Origin of the sequence: Pseudoalteromonas sp. McH1-7 (assembly GCF_013366255.1) — a bacterium.
GTDB classification, from domain to species: domain Bacteria; phylum Pseudomonadota; class Gammaproteobacteria; order Enterobacterales; family Alteromonadaceae; genus Pseudoalteromonas; species Pseudoalteromonas peptidolytica.
This window is the reverse complement of the sequence record NZ_JABWPQ010000010.1, coordinates 30,876-49,489: the sequence shown is the minus strand read 5'-3', so window position 1 is coordinate 49,489 and position 18,614 is coordinate 30,876. Positions and strand designations below refer to the sequence as shown.

At 42.7% G+C, this 18,614-nt stretch carries 19 protein-coding genes; 5 read left to right on the top strand and 14 right to left on the bottom strand.

Annotated elements, in window-relative coordinates:
• Positions 1 to 187 precede the first annotated feature (187 nt).
• From HUZ36_RS08925 to HUZ36_RS08910, 4 genes are all read right to left on the bottom strand, one after another.
• Positions 188 to 3,349: an EAL domain-containing protein gene (locus HUZ36_RS08925; RefSeq protein ID WP_176032625.1), complete on the bottom strand. Its 3,162-nt coding sequence runs from the start codon at positions 3,347 to 3,349 to the stop codon at positions 188 to 190.
• The gene (locus tag HUZ36_RS08920; RefSeq protein ID WP_176032624.1) at positions 3,339 to 4,295 is read right to left on the bottom strand and encodes a cytochrome-c peroxidase; all 957 of its coding nucleotides are present in this window, start codon (positions 4,293 to 4,295) and stop codon (positions 3,339 to 3,341) included. Before HUZ36_RS08920 ends, HUZ36_RS08925 begins: the two co-directional genes overlap by 11 nt.
• Positions 4,296 to 4,397: 102 nt before the next feature.
• Entirely contained in the window at positions 4,398 to 4,970 is a 573-nt protein-coding gene (locus tag HUZ36_RS08915) for an NAD(P)H-dependent oxidoreductase (RefSeq protein WP_176032623.1), read from the bottom strand.
• A gap of 82 nt (positions 4,971 to 5,052) precedes the next feature.
• Entirely contained in the window at positions 5,053 to 5,409 is a 357-nt protein-coding gene (locus tag HUZ36_RS08910) for a MerR family transcriptional regulator (protein WP_176032622.1), read from the bottom strand.
• Between the two features lie 117 nt (positions 5,410 to 5,526).
• Here HUZ36_RS08910 and HUZ36_RS08905 point away from each other — a divergent pair, with 117 nt between their 5' ends.
• The 3 genes from HUZ36_RS08905 to HUZ36_RS08895 all read left to right on the top strand — a co-directional run bounded on the left by HUZ36_RS08905 (position 5,527) and on the right by HUZ36_RS08895 (position 7,077).
• Complete coding sequence (locus tag HUZ36_RS08905) at positions 5,527 to 6,156, top strand: glutathione S-transferase family protein (protein WP_176032621.1); 630 nt, start codon at positions 5,527 to 5,529, stop codon at positions 6,154 to 6,156.
• A 30-nt stretch (positions 6,157 to 6,186) separates the two neighbouring features.
• A complete protein-coding gene (locus tag HUZ36_RS08900; RefSeq protein WP_125251248.1) occupies positions 6,187 to 6,555 on the top strand; it encodes a nuclear transport factor 2 family protein in 369 nt (122 codons plus the stop codon).
• Positions 6,556 to 6,702: 147 nt separating this feature from the next.
• Positions 6,703 to 7,077 (top strand): PH domain-containing protein, encoded by a 375-nt coding sequence (locus HUZ36_RS08895; RefSeq protein ID WP_125251249.1) that lies wholly within the window; start codon positions 6,703 to 6,705, stop codon positions 7,075 to 7,077.
• Positions 7,078 to 7,132: 55 nt separating this feature from the next.
• Here the strand turns inward: HUZ36_RS08895 and HUZ36_RS08890 are convergent, their stop codons facing one another.
• The 4 genes from HUZ36_RS08890 to HUZ36_RS08880 all read right to left on the bottom strand — a co-directional run bounded on the left by HUZ36_RS08890 (position 7,133) and on the right by HUZ36_RS08880 (position 8,584).
• Positions 7,133 to 7,360 carry a hypothetical protein gene (locus tag HUZ36_RS08890; RefSeq protein WP_125251250.1) on the bottom strand — a complete coding sequence of 76 codons (228 nt, stop codon included), beginning with the start codon at positions 7,358 to 7,360 and terminating at the stop codon, positions 7,133 to 7,135.
• A gap of 133 nt (positions 7,361 to 7,493) precedes the next feature.
• Entirely contained in the window at positions 7,494 to 7,859 is a 366-nt protein-coding gene (locus HUZ36_RS08885) for a nuclear transport factor 2 family protein (RefSeq protein WP_211091672.1), read from the bottom strand.
• A gap of 30 nt (positions 7,860 to 7,889) precedes the next feature.
• Entirely contained in the window at positions 7,890 to 8,012 is a 123-nt protein-coding gene (locus HUZ36_RS21845; RefSeq protein ID WP_263972643.1) for a hypothetical protein, read from the bottom strand.
• Positions 8,013 to 8,023: 11 nt separating this feature from the next.
• Positions 8,024 to 8,584, bottom strand: coding sequence for a hypothetical protein (locus tag HUZ36_RS08880; protein WP_147389174.1), 561 nt, complete (start codon positions 8,582 to 8,584; stop codon positions 8,024 to 8,026).
• Positions 8,585 to 9,004: 420 nt separating this feature from the next.
• On the opposite strand from HUZ36_RS08880, the gene HUZ36_RS08875 reads away from it, so the two are divergent.
• Complete coding sequence (locus HUZ36_RS08875; RefSeq protein ID WP_176032620.1) at positions 9,005 to 10,537, top strand: ATP-binding cassette domain-containing protein; 1,533 nt, start codon at positions 9,005 to 9,007, stop codon at positions 10,535 to 10,537.
• Positions 10,538 to 10,666: 129 nt separating this feature from the next.
• Here the strand turns inward: HUZ36_RS08875 and HUZ36_RS08870 are convergent, their stop codons facing one another.
• The 3 genes from HUZ36_RS08870 to HUZ36_RS08860 are packed head-to-tail and all read right to left on the bottom strand — an operon-like array spanning position 10,667 to position 14,582.
• Complete coding sequence (locus HUZ36_RS08870; RefSeq protein ID WP_128732360.1) at positions 10,667 to 11,494, bottom strand: DUF4198 domain-containing protein; 828 nt, start codon at positions 11,492 to 11,494, stop codon at positions 10,667 to 10,669.
• A gap of 2 nt (positions 11,495 to 11,496) precedes the next feature.
• Entirely contained in the window at positions 11,497 to 12,588 is a 1,092-nt protein-coding gene (locus tag HUZ36_RS08865) for a PepSY-associated TM helix domain-containing protein (protein ID WP_176032619.1), read from the bottom strand.
• The gene (locus tag HUZ36_RS08860) at positions 12,588 to 14,582 is read right to left on the bottom strand and encodes a ligand-gated channel protein (RefSeq protein ID WP_176032618.1); all 1,995 of its coding nucleotides are present in this window, start codon (positions 14,580 to 14,582) and stop codon (positions 12,588 to 12,590) included. Before HUZ36_RS08860 ends, HUZ36_RS08865 begins: the two co-directional genes overlap by 1 nt.
• 122 nt (positions 14,583 to 14,704) lie before the next feature.
• On the opposite strand from HUZ36_RS08860, the gene HUZ36_RS08855 reads away from it, so the two are divergent.
• On the top strand, positions 14,705 to 15,640 hold the full coding sequence (locus HUZ36_RS08855; protein ID WP_176032617.1) for a LysR family transcriptional regulator: 936 nt from the start codon (positions 14,705 to 14,707) through the stop codon (positions 15,638 to 15,640).
• A 23-nt stretch (positions 15,641 to 15,663) separates the two neighbouring features.
• On the opposite strand, the gene HUZ36_RS08850 is transcribed toward HUZ36_RS08855, so the two are convergent.
• From HUZ36_RS08850 to HUZ36_RS08840, 3 genes are all read right to left on the bottom strand, one after another.
• A complete protein-coding gene (locus HUZ36_RS08850) occupies positions 15,664 to 15,972 on the bottom strand; it encodes a cupin domain-containing protein (RefSeq protein ID WP_176032616.1) in 309 nt (102 codons plus the stop codon).
• Positions 15,973 to 16,578: 606 nt separating this feature from the next.
• A complete protein-coding gene (locus HUZ36_RS08845; protein ID WP_176032615.1) occupies positions 16,579 to 17,280 on the bottom strand; it encodes a TorF family putative porin in 702 nt (233 codons plus the stop codon).
• A gap of 12 nt (positions 17,281 to 17,292) precedes the next feature.
• Positions 17,293 to 18,510: a BCCT family transporter gene (locus HUZ36_RS08840; protein ID WP_128730428.1), complete on the bottom strand. Its 1,218-nt coding sequence runs from the start codon at positions 18,508 to 18,510 to the stop codon at positions 17,293 to 17,295.
• Positions 18,511 to 18,614: the final 104 nt, after the last annotated feature.

Sequence of the window (18,614 nt, the reverse complement as noted above, 5' to 3'; positions counted from 1 at the left end):
TTTAATTTGTGAAAGTGACCCTTTCACAAGAACCCCTAAAGCTAGCACGCATACAACTGACCATCCATTACACTTTATTACAAGTGAGCAGCTATGAAAGGTGCAGTAGCCAAATGAAATTGGCCACAACTTTAAAGCTTGCTCAATTGACGTTTAATAATATAAATACTTCCCCCAATAAAACCTCTTAATCCAACCACAACTTATGGCAGGTTCGCTCTGAAATCAGCGTGAAGCGTTCAACCCATTCGATCAAGCCCTCAATTGCCATTGGTTTTGCATATAAATACCCTTGAACATACTGACACCCCAAGTTTTTTAGACTGTCCAGCTGACCTTGCTGCTCTACACCTTCTGCAATCACCTTTAATGAAAGACTTTTTGCCATAGACAATATTGCATTGACTAAAACCGCTGCATCTTGGTTTTGATCAATATCTTGAATAAACCCTCTGTCTATCTTTAATGTATTGATTGGAAAGCGTTTGAGGTAACTCAGCGAAGAATAACCCGTTCCAAAATCATCAATGGCTAAATTCACGCCTGTTGCTCGCAAGCTTTGTAACCACTCAGTAACCGCTTTATCGTCTTCTAATAATATGCTTTCGGTAATTTCAAGGGTCAGATTTTCAGGATGAAACCCTGATTGCTGCATAATTTGCTTAATGATAGTGGCATTAAAGCCTAACCGATATTGTTGACTCGATACATTTACCGTCAGGTAGCAATTGAGTCCGATGGCTTTATTAAGCCTACGAATATCTCCACAGGCCTGTCCTAATAGCCACTCCCCCAAAGGTGCTATCAGACCACTTTCTTCAGCCACAGGAATAAATTCTGCGGGTGAGATATATTGACCAAAATCAGTCGGCCAACGCATTAAGGCCTCTACGCCATATAGTTGGCCTGTCACAATATCTATTATGGGTTGATAATGTACGGTTATCTTTTTATGTTCTAACGCCACTCGCAGGTGTTGTTCTAATTCAACTCGGCGATTAACCTGCTGCTGCATCTCTTGTGCAAAGAAATGGTACTGATTCCGCCCAGCCTCTTTGGCTTTATACATCGCTAAATCTGCCAGTCTTAACAGCTCTTTTTGATCTTTTGCATCACCTGGTAAAATTGCGATCCCAATACTTGCACCGGTGAAAACCTCAAACCCATTAATGACAAAGGGCTCACTCAATGCTTTGACGATTTTGTCGGCAACTTGTGCAGCGTGATCTGGATGTGTAATTTGGCTAAGCAGCAGCACAAATTCATCACCGCCAAAGCGGCTTAGTGTGTCGCTTTTGCGCAGTAATTCATTTAACCGTTTTGCAACAGAGATAAGCAATACATCACCCGCTTCGTGCCCCATGGTATCGTTGACGCGTTTAAATCTATCTAAATCAATAAATAGCACCGCACTTTGATGTTTTGTGCGACTCATTCTTTTGATGTCTTGCTCAATTCGTTCAAGTAACAACGTTCGATTTGGCAATCCGGTTAGCACATCATAATAAGCTTGGTATTCAATCTGTTCTTCTTGGGCTTTACGCTCTGTCATATCAGACAAAATAGCCACATACTGCTGTACCAATCCTTTATCGTCATAAACCACACTAATCGCTAACCATTCTGGATACAAAGTACCATCTTTGCGCTTATTCCATATTTCGCTTGCCCACTGACCTTGGGTATTCAGCGTACTCCACATTTGGTCATAAAAATGTCTGTCATGCTTTCCTGAGCTCAGAATATTTGGCCGTTGGCCTAATACTTCATGTTCTTCGTATCCTGTGATTTTGGTGAATGCGGGGTTGACGGCTGTGATCTCCAACTTGGCATTTGTTGTCATGATCCCTTCTTGCGTCGCATTGAAAACCGCTGCCGCAGTTTTGAGCTGTGCGCTTGCACTTTTCTGTGCGGTTATGTCTTCTTTAATCGCGATAAAATTAATTATTTCCCCTTGCTGATTCTTAATCGGAGAAATTGACGCATATTCCCAATAATAGTCACCTGACTTACGACGATTAAAAAACTCTCCGCGCCAAACTTTACCTTGCTTGATAGTTCGCCATAGTGCTTTGTAGTCTGTAAAGCCTTGTTTAGACCCCAACACCTTCGGTGTCTGACCTTTTATTTCCGCAAGTGAGTAACCTGTTACTTGCTCAAACTTGGGGTTCACATACTCAATTCGAGCTCTTGGATCGGTAATAATGATAGAAGCAGGACTTTGTTCAATTGCATGGCCCCACTTTCTTAGCTCTTCTTCAGCTTGTTTAAAGGGGGATACATTAACACTGACAAATACTTGCCCATTATTGTGCGTCTTTGTTTGCTTTATTTGAAGCCAAGTACCCAAAGCTGTTTGATGTAAATTGGAGTCAGCGTTGAATATGTCACCAAATTGATGCTGCCATTGTTCTAGTTTACGGGGCATGGAAGATTGGTCTTCAACAGCAAAGTGTTCACACCAAGCGCTATTACAAAGCAGTAAATTGCCAGAGCGGCTAAATAATGCAAACCCCTCCGTCAGGCGCGCAACAGCGTCAGATAATGTTCTGCTGGTGCTTAGAATTTTATTTTTAGCTGCATATAAACGATTTGCAAACACAATAAGCAATAAGAACAGCACAATTGCCAGCGTCAATAGTAGTTCATTTTGTTGTTTGGCTTTTTCTAATGTCTGGCTATGGTAACGATTGTAACTACTGTAAAGCGCAGTGAAAGTATCGCTACTGGGTAAATTGAGAAACCGTTGCCTTGCCTGCTTTAACTCTACACTCCTTGTCACCGCGACATTAAAATGCTGATAAATTAGCTTTGCTACGTCACTTTCAGATGGAATATGTGGGATAGATTCAATAGCAAATTCATATAGCTGCCCAAGCATTAAATTTGCAAGCGCTCGATTAGCCTTTGTTGCAAGTTCGGGGTCGCTTTGTTCGAGCTCTTTCACTAACTCAGGAAGGTAGAGCAAGCTGTTTTTAATACTGGCAGCAGCTGTTTTTATTGACTCAACTTGTAATACTTTTTCACTCAATAACGCCCGATACGCTTCATATTGCCGCAGTACATCTGGATCTGTATGGTTAAATAGCTCATGCTTCTGGGTTGTGTTTAGCTCATCAATGGCGTGTGCAAGTTGCGCTAACTCATCATATTGATTGAGCTGCGCACTCAACATTTGCAGTACCGCTGCATCAAGTTTGGCATCTATGCTTTTTGCTTCAATCAATAGTGAAACTCGAGCTTGATGCACATGACTATTTATTTCTTGTTGCGAGTAAAAATACGCAAAAAGCGCAATCGGTGCACACAGCAATAATGCTTGTACACCAATAAAAGCTTTATTCCTCATTTTGTCTTTCCAAATCCATTTCGTGATGATGTCCAGCTAAACTATTAATGAATGCAACTAACTTCTGCATGTCTGTGTCAGGGATTTTTCTGCCAAGCTGGTACCTGGCCATTGCCTCGATTGCCGACTCTAAACTTGTATGACTACCGTCATGAAAAAAGTACGCTTGTTTGCTCGCGAGTCGCAAGCTCGGCACCTTAAACACAAAGCGATCTTGCTCATTTCCAGTAACGTTAAAACGGCCAAAATCCGCTTTTTTAATTGGTGTATTCCTATCGCCAAAATAATCACCAAACGTACCCATTCTGGCAAACATATTACCGCCAACATTACGTCCCTGATGACAACTAATACAACCATAGCGCTTAAATAGCTCGTAGCCCGCGATTACCGACTCAGGTAATTTTACGCTGCTATCTTTGAGCCATAAATCGAACGGTGCATTGAGCGTAATTAACGACTCTTCAAAAGTCGCTATCGCATCTTTTACTGTGTGCGGGGTTATTCCTCGCGAGTACACTTTAGCAAACTGTGCGACCAACACTTTATCTTGATTTAACTTAGCGACGACTTCTGGCCAAGTCATATCATGTTCTTTTGGGTTTAAGATAGGAGAGTCAACCTGATCATACAGCGATTGTGCGCGGCCATCCCACGCTTGGCGAATATTTAAAGCGGCATTGTAAACAGTGGGAGTTTTTAGCTCACCGAGCGCGTTATTAACTCCTCTGGAAAGGGGCTTTACATCTGCACCATGACTGGGCAATTGGTGGCATGATGCACAACTAACTTGATCTCCTCGAGAAAGTCGCTTATCAAAAAAAAGCGCTCTACCTAAGCTTACTTTATCCGCATTAAGCCCCGTTGTAGGCTCAAGTGGCAAAATTGGTTCATTTGCAATTCCCAATAATGGAAACGCAAAAAGCAATAAACTCCAAATTCGCATACACTTCGCCCAAGTTGCCATCTTAATGTAAAAGATAGCAACATTCGGCGTTGCAAATTTTGATTTAAAATAAGCTTAGTAATAGAAGTTATGTTTTCTTATTCACTCCCCCCGTACGGCTATGCTTGTCACTTCACTTAGCCAGTTATCAATGACCTCTGAAGTTGCCAAATGGGCAGGGCCAAATAACGTGTATTGCGTTGGTGCTATGCCACAAAACCCGAGCGTTCCATGTGTAAGCTGAGTAATTAGTCCTTCAGCAGCCTGTTCCAAATGCGTTTGCGGCGCGTCAGAGGTTAGAATAACTCTTGCTGTTTTATTCGGTAAAAGCTTTTCAACTTCAGTACCTGTTTCACTGTATTTAAAAGCAAACCCGGGGAGTAATGTCCTATCGATTAGCCCTTTAAGCTTAGCTGGTAACGCCAGCCACCAAAGAGGGCTTACTATTACAATATGCTCTGCCCACAGTAGGTTTTGTTGGAATTGCTGTAGGCATGGCTCTACAACTTGGTTCGCTTCATAGCCATACATCAAATTGACTTCGAAGTGCATCTCATGGAGGTCCATTCTACGTACTTGATGTTGAGTACTTGCTGCTTTCGCGTAACTTGTAGTGATCGCATGACACAGGCTTTTGTTTTTGGGATTACCATTCAGTAACAGTATCTTTTTCATTTTCGCTTCCTTATCCAGTGGCTAAGAAACGATTGTACTGTCTCCCCTTAACGGGAGAGTCAAGTTACTCTACCTGTGGCTGTCATGGTGTTAACTGTGGACATTCATCGAGCGATGCGATGCAATGTTCAATACGCTGTATCTTTTGCTGAAGCTCTGTAATTTGCTCTATGAAAGCAGCTTTAAGTTCGACTAGAAATGTGTTGATTTCGACCCAGTTAACTTGCCGCCCTGTAATTTTAATCACCTGCTGTAATTGCTTAATCGACACCCCAAGCAACTTCGCTTCTTTTATTAACAACAGCAGGTCGACATCCACTTGCGAATAAACACGATACTTACCAACTCGCTCAGGCGTAGGAATAAGCCCTTTCTCTTCGTAAAAGCGAATAGCTTTGACTGACAGCCCAGTTAGCTCAGACAGCTTGCCAATATACATTTTTAATTCTCCCTGCTAAAAGCAAAATAATGGTTTACAGCCTCTGTAAAAGTTGTAACTATCGGGATGAAAACCAGCCACACGCAAATAAAAAGTAGCGTCAAGGAATAGCAAAAGATGCATCAGTTATTTTACTATCCGCGTAATGCCAGTTGGGCACCACACCTTGTACTTGAGCACCTACAACTAGAGAAAAAACTGCTCTTAGTCGATAGAAAAACACAACAACACAAGTCTACGACCTATTTAGAACTCAACCCAACAGGACGGATCCCAACATTAGTCGACGGCGATGAGGTCATCATTGAAAGTGCAGCAATTTGTTTGCATTTATGCGAAAAGCACCCTGAAGGCCAGCTCATCCCAACCTCACAGCGAGCCACATTTTATCAGTGGCTTTTTTATTTAACCACCACAGTTCAGCCAGAGCTCATGCTGTATTTTTATCCTGAAAAGTATCAGCTGTCACCAAAGAACAATAAGACTATGTCTCAAGTCGCTGAGCAACGAGTCGGCGACATGTTTGCACTCATCGACAAGCAGTTAGCAACACATACCTACTTAGTTGGTGAGCAGCTCACGCTTTGTGATTATTATTTATTTATGTTGGCTCATTGGGCAAGTGGATTCAATACCGCGCCAAAGGACTATGTTAATTTGGGACGATTTATGCGGCTGATGGCACAGCACAAAGTGGTAAAAAGAGTGTGCGAAATTGAACAAACCGATCTAAGTTATTATAACTGAGTTATTATCCTGATATATCAAGGAGGAACGATGGAAACCTTAGTTAAAAACTATATCTCAGCCTACAATCAATTTGATATAGAGGGAATGTTAACCCTGCTCACCGATGATGTTGTGTTTGAAAACCTCGCCAATGGTGAAATTACAACACGTACAACCAGTAAAATGGAGTTTGCTGACTTAGCAAATCAGTCCGCAAAGGTATTTTCTGAACGCACTCAATCTTTAACCGCCGCCACGCAAGACAACGATCTGTTTATTGTTGATGTGACCTACAAAGCAAAATTAGCCCAAGACTTAGCCAATGGCATGAAAGCAGGGCAAAGCATTTCCTTGCAAGGCCGCTCAGAGTTTGCTTTTCGCGATGGCAAAATTTGTTTGATAAGAGATATAAGCTAACTTATTACGCTAAACTCGGGTTATTAATTTGGCAAAATCAGCGTGCTTTTCTATGCTGGTTTTGTCACTTTCATCATTAATTCACTTAGCAATGATAACTATTGTGTGTTCAGCCTAAGAGCAATTTAAATCAAACGGAGAAGAATAATGGGACTATTAAGTGGTTTACTTGGTAATGCGAGCGAAGTAGACAGTAACGAAGTTGATAAGTTATTAGAAGATACACTTATCACCGGAGAAGAAGTTGCACAAGCTTACAAGGTGATCCGCGACTTATTTATTTTTACCAATAAACGCCTAATTTTAATCGACAAACAAGGCATGACTGGTAGCAAAGTAGAAATGCTCAGCATTCCGTATAGCAAAATTACGAAGTACAGCAAGGAATCTGCGGGTCACTTCGACCTTGATGCGGAATTAAAAATTTGGATCGGCTCAGATCCAACACCAATTAGTAAAGAATTTAAAGCTGGCGACAATATCAACCAAGTGTATAAGATCATTTCACAATATTGTTTGTAGCCGCGCTGTAGTAAAAAGGCACATGAGTGTTGTGCCTTTCTTTTCGGTAAACAAATTAAGTTAGTTTTCGCTCTGCACGCAGGCAAAAAACCGCAGAAAAGAGCAAGGAAACAAACACTTGATTCCAAAAGTTGGAGACAAAGGGAGCAGCAACAAACTGAGATGCGATATGCCAAATACTGAGGTTTAGCAGAAAACCAAGTACAAACCCATAGCCTTTGTATTGTGCAAGCAATTGCCCCAGCTCTTGCCTAAAGCGCTTATATTTAGCTACTTTGCTCATTTTTATACTCCAGTTATTGATTAAACAGAACTCAGTTTAAATAAGAAATTTTTAACGCTGTTAGCATCAACTTTACTCCTTCAAACGCAGCAAGTATTAAGGCTAATTGGTATTAGATGAACACATTATGTGACTATATCAATGTTGCACTATGGCTTATCAGACGCCACTTATCATCACTGCAGCGACACCAAGTAGAGTGCCTCTGGGCATGGTATGATCTCTCACCTAGAGCACTCTCAAGTGCTGAGATGTATGTAATGATCACCTGTGTACGACTCTGAGACACCAATTTATAATCCTCACTGACTATTTTATGCTTGCTAAGGTCTTCATGCTTTAACCCCGTTAGAATATCAGCTTTGGTCATCCCTTTGCTAAATAGGCCATCTTCATAAAATTCATCGTGAATATAATCCGAGATCCGTTCAATATCACTGCGCATTTGCGGTGTATGTAGCCCTTGTTCTAGGGCTACAATTTTTTCGAGTATGTCCATAAAAATAAGCTTGCTTTAAACTCAAAGCGTTTACTTTCTAGGCCATACACCAGCTAAACAAACGTCTGCAAACTTCTCAGCTTTTACTAATTCTATCACTACTTGAGCATGAGCCGCTTTGTTACTTTTTGCTCGATTTTTTAAATATGACATGTATATCTCCTTTACTCGTTGATCATAAAATGGTGCGCCCCAAGTTTTGGTAGCACAGATTGAAAAAACTGAATATCAAACAAGACCGCATGTTCTTTTGGTAACAGTGAGTCAACTTGAAATAAATAAGGGACTTGCGTTGTTGTGAGGGGATCTAGGTCTGAAGCCTGACAAGCAAGACAGTATGTTCTAATAATTGCCTGATAATGCTCGTTATATTCGATATTTTCTAATGGAGTTTGATGACCACGTACTTCGCGCTTGCGCACTGGGTAGTGGTGAATAAACTGCCCAACCCCCTCGCAAAAGGACGCGTATTGATGTGTATGTAAAATAAAAGCATGAAACAGTTCGTCAACCAGCTTGCTTGCAGCGGCCACTTTATGAGGCGAAATGATGGTAAATATCAAGTAGTCTTTTAACCCTTCAACAACTACTTGTATTTCCTTTTCAGATAACCTTTGCCCAAAATGAGTTTCCACATGCCAATCAAACCACGCGAGCACAGCCTCATCAAATTCATAATTTTCGATAAAGCTCACAGCACTTTCCTTTCCTGCAATTGCTTTCATCAGATCCCTTCTCCATATTAGCAATCAATTTAAAATATACAGTTCCTACTAATTAGTCAAAAGGGAAATACAAACTATTAACATCAGGTAGTGTCTGCAAGCGCCTTACTGTGTAATATCACAACCTTTTGACTAGGCATACTATCAAGCTCTTGACATTTATCTAAGTGTCTGCAAAATATCGTTTGAGTACTATTTATATTCGTCCACTTTCCCCTTATTAGGAGCTGCCATTACAATGAACAACTAAGCCCTTTGTAACTGACGAACTTATTATTAATTTTCAGTGCAAGGCTTATGGTTATCGTTGAGGCTTCTCAGACTAATCTATAGACTCTCATTTTCTATTTTACTGTTTATGGCTTTTACGAGTCTTTGTGCCTTTAGCCTTTTGCACTGCTGCAACTAGGAGCAGTAATTATGCCTTGGATACAGTTAAAGCAGGCAAGTTTTATCCTTGCAAATGGCCAATGTTTATTTTGCGATGTCGACTTAACAATAGAGCGACAATTTATTGCGATAACAGGCCCTAATGGGGCGGGCAAATCACACTTACTCAAAGCCCTATCCGGTGAACAGCCTCTAACCTCGGGCGAGCGCCTGACTCAGGGGGAGTCCTTTTATCTTCCACAAGATTCGAATACCCGTTTTAGTTACGTTTCAGAGCTACTTGGGCTTGAAGAAAAATTAGCAGCACTGCATCGCGCCCATCAGGGGTTAGCCTCTGAGCACGATTTTGACTTAATCGCAGATGATTGGCAGCTAGAATCAACTTGGCAAGCAGCACTTGCGCCGCTAGAACTCACTTTGGAAACCCCCTTTACGCAGCTAAGTCCAGGGGCAAAAATGCGAGCCTATATCGAAGTATTACAATCCCAGCCAGCAATTCTATTACTGGATGAGCCGAGCAATCATATGGACAGCAACAATAAGCACTGGTTAGCTGAACAGCTAAAGCACCACAAACATGGTGTGGTTGTCGTCACACACGATCCCATTTTATTGGATGAAGCCGACCATATACTTCACCTAAAACAGGGGGAACTAACTCATCACTCACATGGATTTAACGCTTTTAAAGAGGCGTTACTTCAAACCCAGACCCGACAAAAACAACAGCATTTAGCAAATCGCGCAGAGCAAAAAGCACTTAAACATGCTTTGATTGCAGTGGGTTTACAATATCAAAGGCAAGCCAATAAAGGGAAAGCACAAGTGCGCGCTGGTAGCCAAAGTAAACTGGTTGCTGACTTTAAGTCAGACAGAGGAAGTAAGCGTCATGCCGGACAAACCCATAAAATTCAGCAAGCTCAAGATAGAGTGAAAGAAAGTGCAGTGTATTATCGAGAAGACAAACAGCAGTTTCACTTTAATACCACTACTAGAGCGAAAGAAAAAATCCGCTTATGTGAAGCCAAACTGTGCTTTGGACCAGAAAAGACACTAAACCTTTTTGCGGATACAACACAAAAACTCAGAGTAACAGGAGATAACGGCATCGGAAAATCCACTTTGCTTAAAACCCTTGCCGGTAAGCTAGAGTTAAAGCGTGGAGAAATTCAGCGCCCCACAACATGTATTTACTTAGATCAGCATTGTGCTTGGCTTGAGCAAGGCAATAGTATTTTAGACATTGCCGTGCGCTTACTTGATACACCACATCATAATATCATCACCAGTTTTGCAAGCGTTGGTCTTAAATTAGATAAAATATCTTCGCCTATCATGAAACTAAGTGGTGGTGAAAAAATGAAAGCCGCGATTGTGTTAGTAGTGCAACTGCAAGGTTTTTTACTACTTGATGAACCCGACAATCACCTCGACTTAGAAGCACAGCAGGAGCTGGCTACCATGCTCAATCAGCTTCCTTGTGGATTTATACTGGTCTCTCACAATGAGCATTTTTGCAGTCAACTTACCAACATAAGAGCACTACCGCTGTGTGAGCAATAGTCAACTAAGAAAGAAAAGGGGGAGGAAGGAACGCCTCCCCCTTTGGGCACTTAGTGGCGTCTCTGTTATGACCACTAAATAAAATGGGCTGAGACGACTGCACGTCTCAAACCACATGGGGACGGTTAGCTAAAGCGGTAATACCTCAAGGGTAGTGACATAGCTGCCGGTACGCTTTGTAGCAGGTAGTTGTGCTTTGTCGTCTTCATATTCCACTTCAAACCAATACATGCCTGGCTCAGATAGTGTTAGCGTCACTTCACCTTTGGCATTCGTTGTATATTTGCTTGGTTGACTGTTATCACGGTACTTTTCATCTTGGCGTACCACTATCACTTCAGCACCCTTTGCAGGTTCACCATCCATCGTATATTGCAAGGTAATGGGTTCACCGGTGTACAAGTCATTAGGGTGAGTTACCGGGTTTAGTTCTAGCCCTTTGCCCGTTGGCTCAAGCGCAGTGTTATTGGGTGCCCCCAAAGTTACAAATACTTCTAATCGTCTTGCAACGTCGGCCACACTTAAATCTTTTGCCGTTTTTGGTACTTCTTTATTAAAGGCCTCTACTGAGCCAGTTTTTCCGCGCCCTGGCCAGTAGTGCTTTTTACCGTTTTCATCAGTCCAGCGCGCCACCAGCGAGCGACTTTGATTAAACACTTTGTAAGTGCCTTGCTGATTGAGCTCAATGTCAAATACACTGCGATACTTAAGTTTTGCGGCGTTCTTAAGTTCGACCTTGCTACCAGAGGGAGACAGTGCAGATAGACGCTCTAGTGGATAAGCATAATGATCTGGGTTAAAGATCCCATTGGCGATGGCAGCATCAAACGTGATCCATTCGCTGTCACCAGACACCACGGTGGTACTTGGCTTGATCCATACTCGGTGCGCTTCACTTAACGGGCTATATGCGGCTAAGGCAACTAAGACACCAGAAACTAACGTTGAAATTTTCACGATTAAGGCTCCATTGTTAAAATTGTTGTAGCGAGTTCAGATTTACCTTCTGCAATCACAGTGACAGGTGCAGTGATAGGTAAGGTCACTGGCAGTTTCAATACTTCACGACCTCCAAGCTCACGAGCAGCCTCGACAAACAGCGTGTATTCACCCGCAGGTAAAGCTTTAAACTCGTTGCGCCAAGGGGCTAAATCAATCTTTGCCGTACCTGGACGCCTTGTCGCACCAGTCACGCCATCTACAGGCATGGATAGGCTACGGCCGCTTCTACGCCACCATAGGCGTAAGTCTTTTAGCCACTTTTCACCTTCTTTATCCGCCATGTTTACGTCATACCAAACGGCAATATCGGCAACTCGCTGTTGTTTGCTGTTCGCCAGCCATACTGCTATATAAGGTGGGTGATATTCCGCGACGTTTAAACGCGGGATAGTGATTTCAACTTCATCAGCTTTAGCGTGCACGGGTACCATCAGCACTAGAACAGGTAATACAAAGCCTGCTGCGACGAGCGGCCAAGTCGACTTTCTTCCTCGTGAATGCTTGTATAAAAGCCATAATCCTGTAAGCGAAAACACTATACAAGCTACTGAAAACACATCAATAAACATACGCCATGCAAATCCTGTATTACGTCCTTTGTGAAGATCGTTAAGGTATGATACCCAACCACGATCTGTGATCTCTTGATAAAACTCACCGCTATCAAGGGCGACGCTAAACCAGCCATCACCACCAGCTCTTGGCAGCGCAACATACAATTCGTACTCGCTCCACTGCACTTGCTGTAGTGCAGGTAACGCCGTACCTGTGTGTGACTGATACCAAGATTGAAAGCTGCGTGGCAGCGCTGTTTGCTCTGCTGCCGCGTTAAGCTGGGTCAACAGAGCACTTGGCAGCACCGCTTCTTTAGCATATGTGGTAGGTGCAGCTTCTATCTGGCTTGCGTGATTTAAGGTGATCCCAGTCACGGCAAATAGCAGCATTCCCACCAAACACACGGCAGAGCTCATCCAATGCCAAGTGCGCCAATCAAACAGCTTTTTAAGTCGTCGATTCGACGACTTAGCCACTGAGCGAACTCGTGTCATTAAAAGCTCCACGCCAATGAAGCCCAATAGCGACGACCGTCTTCAAAGTAGCCGTATTCTGCTTCAGTAATTTCTTCATCGAAGAGGTTGTAAATCCCAAACCCAAGCTTGATCGCTTCGTTCAGCTGATAATTTGCACCTAAATCGGTTAGGTTGTACGAAGGTGCGACTAAGCTACTTTGCGAAGGCCCTGTTACCGGCTGGCTTTCTTCACCACGATAATGAAAGCGTAACCACGTGTTTAGCTCATCCGAATACTGATAATTAAGCGACGTTTGGAACAGATGTTTAGGTAACTGATTTAATGGGCTACCAGCGTACACTCCGGTTTTTTGCTCCGAATCTGTGTAGGTATAGTTTGCGCTAAGCGTTAGTTTTTCCGTCAATTGACCCGAGAAGCTAATTTCACCCCCTTGGGTCACGGCTTCATCAACGTTGACATAAGTTGTCGGTAACGAGCCAAACTCGTTAGGGCCGTCCGTACATTGAGTTAGTGGACACGACACCCGTGAAATTTTATCGTCAAACTCGTTATAAAATACCGTTGCGGAGGTGCTAACCCCTTTAGCAAGCTCAACGTACACACCTAGCTCATAGTTAATCGAAGTTTCAGGGTTTAAATCTGGATTACCGTAAATATTGCCACCACGGCTCACTTGACCCCACGCCGCCGTACTTTGACGCAAGTTCGGCGCTCTAAAGCCGGTTGAGATCCCTCCTTTAACCGTCACCGCGTCTGATGCAGTATAAACACCGTATAAACGCGGGCTGAGATGGCCGCCAAAGTTACCGTCTTTGTCGTAGCGTAGTCCCATAGTCAGGGCAAATGATTCAACGATACGCCACTCATCCTCAGCAAATACCGACCACTGATCGTTGTCGACTTGCTGCAAATCACTAATGCGATTACTGGTTTTGTCGGTCAAATCTTCATTAAGATAAGCAACACCGATTGAGCTGGTATGAGACTCACCAAGCGGTAACGTCCAAAGAGACTGGAAATCTAGGTTTTTAACCGTCATCTCGCGGGATTTATTGTCAAACTCTTCATGTTTTAAATAACTACGAGAACTACCAAATGACCAGTAACCGTTATGCGTCAAAGAGATTGACTCACTATCGTATTCGGTTGTAGTGGACTCAGGACAACCACGGCGGCCACACGACTCACCTGGTGCAAGTGGTGCAACCGTTTTACCGAGTGTTGCATCAAGCGTTTGTGAGGCAATGCCATAATCCAATAACCATTCGTGTTCATCTGATGGGGTGTAGGCCAGCTTTACCTTCAGCGTGTCGGCATCGCGACCTCTAAAGCCAGACACGATTGCGTCTTCGTCTCTGTGCGTAGTTTGGCCGTAGATTTGTACCCCTAAGGTATCTTTGATTAGCGAGCCTGCAGCAAAAAAATTAGCCTGATATATATCACCTGAGCGGCTGCTCTCCTGGCTGGTTGCATCAACTCTGACTTCTCCATGCCACTGTTCAGGCGTTTTTTTAGTGATAATGTTAATTACACCACCAATTGCATCAGAGCCATACAGCGAAGACATAGGCCCGCGTACCACTTCGATACGATCGATGGCAGCAACAGGAGGCGTCCATGCACCTTCAACACCAGGGCCGTCACTATTTGGCCGAGTCTCACGCGAACTTTGTCTTTGCCCGTCGACTAAAATAAGCGTGTACTGACTGCCCATGCCGCGAAGGCTAATATCTTCCCTGTCTCCGCCTCCAGTTACTACAACTCCGGGAACATCTGTCATGGCATCAGTAAGATCTCGATAAAAGCGCTGCTGAAGCGCTTCTTGATTGATAACGCTAACGGACGCCGGCGCATTTTTTAGCAGTTGCTCAAATCCAGAAGCGGATACGACGATCACTTCCACCTCTTCTTTTATTTCTGATTTTGCATCACTTTGTGCAAGTGAGGAAAAAGGCAGGGCAGCTGCAACAGCTAAAGAGAGTGGCGCCAAACTACGACAGGCCATCAACATCGAGAAACCTCCATGATAGAATACAAGATAAATAACAATTATTTTCATTTGTAATGGTATGATGATTGCGTATTTTGGAGCAATGCGGTTTTTCTTAAAGGTATTTTAAGCAGGTCTTAACAATGAATCAGAAATTGACTCGCGGACTCAAAGTGTTCGCCAAAACGGTAGAAGCTGGCAGTATGAGTAAAGCCGCTGACTTATTGCATATGACCACCTCGGCTGTCAGCCAGCAGATCAGCAAATTAGAGCAAGACATAGGTCTGAGCTTATTTAATCGAAATACTCGTAACCTCACGCTCACCGAAGCGGGCTCTATCTATTACAAATCCGCGATACAAATACTGCAAACTGCGAAGCAAGCGGAGCATGAACTCGAGTTATTACAACATACGCCATCTGGCATATTGAAAATTTCTGCCCCTATCGGGTTTGGAGGAGGGCTACTCAGTAAGCCGCTGCGTTACTTAAGTGAACAGTTTCCACAAATCAAAGTTGATTTGATCCTAACCGACGAGCCCATCGACATCATCACTGAAGGCGTCGACTTAGCTATTTGTATAGGCCCTTTACAGGACTCAAACCTTATCGCCCGTCATCTTGCTGACTGGCAGCTAATTCCATGCGTAAGTTGCCATCATCCTTTATCAAAACTCAATATTGAACATCCCGATAGCTTAGCGCCACATGCGCTCATCGGCCATACTAGTAGCAAACAGAATCCTTACCATTTAAGCCATCTACAAACCCACCAGCAAGTAGCGCTACCTGCTGCACGATTTATGGTAAACAATATGCAGGCTTGCATTCAGCTTACCTTAGATGGCATCGGTTATGGCGTATTACCAGAGCCAGAAATTAGGCATCACCTCTCATCAGGCAGGCTAAAAAGACTGTGTCCTGACTGGTCGCTAAGGGAATATAGTGTGTATGCAGTGACACCGCACCGCGATACGGTCGCAGCAAAAACGACCGCAGCAATTGAGAGTCTAAAAGAGTGGTTTACTGAAGTATCCAACGATAGCCAAGTGTTCGTTGGCGACTTTAATTTCATTTAGACTGAGTTGAGGTAAATGCCATTTTAATAAAAAATAGCGAGCCAAATAGTGGGCTCTGAAGTGTCGGTGTAGCTCACTTTATGCTTTTGATGTGCGGGAATATTAAGGCTATCACCAGCCTTTAAGGTTACCTTGCTATCGCCTTCAAAAGTTAATTCACCACAGCCCTGTAATACCAATACCCATTCATTTTCGTCTTGGTCGTAGTATCCAGAGCTTGGGGAGGTATGACCGTTTGATACTATTCGTTCAATTCGGATGTTTGGATGAGAGAGTACCATTTCAAAAACTTCTTCAGTTAAATCAGCAGGAATATCTTTAAGAAAGTTCATATTGTACTTAACCTGAAGTTTGGATAACTTAGTGGCACTTGCGTTTTGCTACCGCCCTGATACTTATCCACTATAAATACAGCATATTTGCGCCAGCACCAAGACCTAGTAAGACATTAATTCTCCTAAGCTTAGGTTACCTAGTCAACGATCGAGAAATAATTTGCCGCAACAGCACGTCCGTTTATCTGGTCGCGGCAAATTGGGAGAATGGTACAACTTGATTAATAAAAATGTTCAATATATTGTTCTCAGTATGTCGAAACAAGCAATCAGGGGCGCACATCTCACCACCTAACTAAGTGACTCCACTCGGATTTATTACCCAGTTGTACAGTCACCAATAAAGTTACACAATTTAACAATGTTTGTAAAACAATATTTAACATTAAATAAACAATATCGTTTTCTGCACTTCACTTTTCCACTACACCAAAAAATCCAGCCAACTTTCCCGTCACTCTTTTAGTCATACCAGTTACTTATACCAATTATCTTAATTAAGTGGTCTATTTTGAGGCGAGAAAACCGTGTCGATAGCCAAAAAAAATACCAGCCTAAATTAGGCTGGTATTTCGGTCATCATCAAGTGACGCTTACAAAGCCTTATAAATCGAAGGTCCTTGATAAGGACAAAACGATACGCTCGTCAGCGGTATCCCAGTCTAGACTGGTATTCTCTGCTGCTACTTCAATGTTAAAACCTTGCAATGCCGTTTGATAAGCTAATCGATAATGGTTGTATGACTTACCAGTGCCATCCCAACTATACTTATCTCCATCAAGGGAGTTGGACACATCAAAGCTAGCTCTTAACGCATGGCCTGGTGCAATTTCAAAAGTATGCGCCACCATCGCAATAGTATGACCCGCCTCAGTACCAAAGTAATCCCAGCTATACCAAAAGTTAAATTCTGTTTGGCCAAACTCACTGCTGTAACCAAATTTTGTGTAAATCTCAGGATAGTTGCCGTCACTCGAATCATCACCACCATGATATGAGTAATAGGCAATGCCATAATCAACACTCCAGCTTTGGTTCAACTCGACGAAGCGACCAACATAAAAATCCCACTCTACATCAGTGTCACCACCAAAATCGACATTAGACGCCCAGCTTCCAGCATATACACCGTTGGCAAACGCTTTATCAATGCTGCCTTGTAGCGCAGGGTCGCTCTGAGTTTGACTCACACCGTTAAAAGTATAATCAGACACACCTGTTAGTGTTGCTGACCAATCAGCCAGTGCACAATTGGATGCAAATACAAGTGGTATTGCACAAAGCGTTTTCTTTAAAGTTGTCATATCGTTGTATCCCTAATTTACAGATTCAATTTTTCTAAAGTCGATAAGGTTGTCTTTTGGTGAGCTATCAATCTTGCTCACGGTTTTGAATTTGCTATAAGCAATGTACGCAAAACACGAGAAGAACAAGCCAATGACCAGCGCACCAACCCATTGGATCTGCAAAAAGTTTAGTTTAAATAACAAGGTAAGCAGCGATAGTGCAACTATGTTAAGTAAAATATAGTTCCTTTTACCAAGGCGACTAACTGTTAAATTCAAATTATCAGTATATAAACGGATCAGTGAGTCAAGTGAGTTGATCACAAACACGATACCCACAAACACCATTGCAAAGTTCTTAATGCCAGCAGTTGGGATCCCAGCCTCATGATAGTGATAAAGCACACTAAACCATGCTGCGATAGGAATAGAAGGGAATATAAGCATCGCCGCCAACACTTGATACGTCTTCAAGCCGCCAACAAAACGCGATGTAAATTGCCCTATCATGATACTCCAAGCAAACCACCAAAATAGATAAAATTCATGATAATCATTAAGTGGTAATATGAACTGATCAATATTGGCAAAGTATCCACCGATGAGCGCCAGATTATTGGTATAACTCGACATTGCACTGTCACCAAAAACAAACGCTGATGCCCACATAAAGGCGATCAGGCCAATAAATACCCAGGTCGTCGTGATGCTTAAAAAGCGCACGTATTTAAGGCTGGTACTTGAGTAAACGGCAAAGGCGATCGCTGCAAACACGATTAAATAGAAACTCGGAATAATTGACTCGCCATCTCCTAAGCTAGGTAAATACCAAGGTAGATTAGACAACAATAAGAAAGCGGTAAACGCGCAAGTTCCAATAATAACGATGTTATTAATGAATTTAACCCAAGGAATTTCAAAGAACTTCACTTTGGGCTCTATTACGCAGAAATAAAAACACGTAAGAAAGTAGAACCCCCAGATTAAAAACCCCCAAAAGCCAAACTCTATGGCCAGAGGATTTGTAAATGCGTACTCTGGGCTTGCTTTTATGTCTGCGTAACCCGCAAACTCCGTAAGCGGAAACATGATCAGGCCAACATCGAGGCCAGAAGTAAATAAAATAGCAATAAAAGTGAACGTTTTAACTGGTGTAACACCAACGCACTGAACATTTCCCCATTTTAATAAGATAAAGGCGACTGCTAATAGGGTGAAAATGATGCCTGCACTAAGCCATACTGTCATTGTCACCCTCCCAAAATAGATAGAAGTAACTCATTTTTTTCTCCGTTGTTTTTATGTACGTTATTCCCGCATTAATACAGTGCAAACTACTTGCACTGTATGCC

Bases quoted from the DNA above. Each gene is read 5' to 3' on its own strand.
- HUZ36_RS08925 (WP_176032625.1), bottom strand. From the start codon at position 3,349: ATGAGGAATAAAGCTTTTATTGGTGTACAAGCATTATTGCTGTGTGCA.
- HUZ36_RS08920 (WP_176032624.1), bottom strand. From the start codon at position 4,295: ATGCGAATTTGGAGTTTATTGCTTTTTGCGTTTCCATTATTGGGAATT.
- HUZ36_RS08915 (WP_176032623.1), bottom strand. From the start codon at position 4,970: ATGAAAAAGATACTGTTACTGAATGGTAATCCCAAAAACAAAAGCCTG.
- HUZ36_RS08910 (WP_176032622.1), bottom strand. From the start codon at position 5,409: ATGTATATTGGCAAGCTGTCTGAGCTAACTGGGCTGTCAGTCAAAGCT.
- HUZ36_RS08905 (WP_176032621.1), top strand. From the start codon at position 5,527: ATGCATCAGTTATTTTACTATCCGCGTAATGCCAGTTGGGCACCACAC.
- HUZ36_RS08900 (WP_125251248.1), top strand. From the start codon at position 6,187: ATGGAAACCTTAGTTAAAAACTATATCTCAGCCTACAATCAATTTGAT.
- HUZ36_RS08895 (WP_125251249.1), top strand. From the start codon at position 6,703: ATGGGACTATTAAGTGGTTTACTTGGTAATGCGAGCGAAGTAGACAGT.
- HUZ36_RS08890 (WP_125251250.1), bottom strand. From the start codon at position 7,360: ATGAGCAAAGTAGCTAAATATAAGCGCTTTAGGCAAGAGCTGGGGCAA.
- HUZ36_RS08885 (WP_211091672.1), bottom strand. From the start codon at position 7,859: ATGGACATACTCGAAAAAATTGTAGCCCTAGAACAAGGGCTACATACA.
- HUZ36_RS21845 (WP_263972643.1), bottom strand. From the start codon at position 8,012: ATGTCATATTTAAAAAATCGAGCAAAAAGTAACAAAGCGGCTCATGCT.
- HUZ36_RS08880 (WP_147389174.1), bottom strand. From the start codon at position 8,584: ATGAAAGCAATTGCAGGAAAGGAAAGTGCTGTGAGCTTTATCGAAAAT.
- HUZ36_RS08875 (WP_176032620.1), top strand. From the start codon at position 9,005: ATGCCTTGGATACAGTTAAAGCAGGCAAGTTTTATCCTTGCAAATGGC.
- HUZ36_RS08865 (WP_176032619.1), bottom strand. From the start codon at position 12,588: ATGACACGAGTTCGCTCAGTGGCTAAGTCGTCGAATCGACGACTTAAA.
- HUZ36_RS08860 (WP_176032618.1), bottom strand. From the start codon at position 14,582: ATGTTGATGGCCTGTCGTAGTTTGGCGCCACTCTCTTTAGCTGTTGCA.
- HUZ36_RS08855 (WP_176032617.1), top strand. From the start codon at position 14,705: ATGAATCAGAAATTGACTCGCGGACTCAAAGTGTTCGCCAAAACGGTA.
- HUZ36_RS08850 (WP_176032616.1), bottom strand. From the start codon at position 15,972: ATGAACTTTCTTAAAGATATTCCTGCTGATTTAACTGAAGAAGTTTTT.
- HUZ36_RS08845 (WP_176032615.1), bottom strand. From the start codon at position 17,280: ATGACAACTTTAAAGAAAACGCTTTGTGCAATACCACTTGTATTTGCA.
- HUZ36_RS08840 (WP_128730428.1), bottom strand. From the start codon at position 18,510: ATGACAGTATGGCTTAGTGCAGGCATCATTTTCACCCTATTAGCAGTC.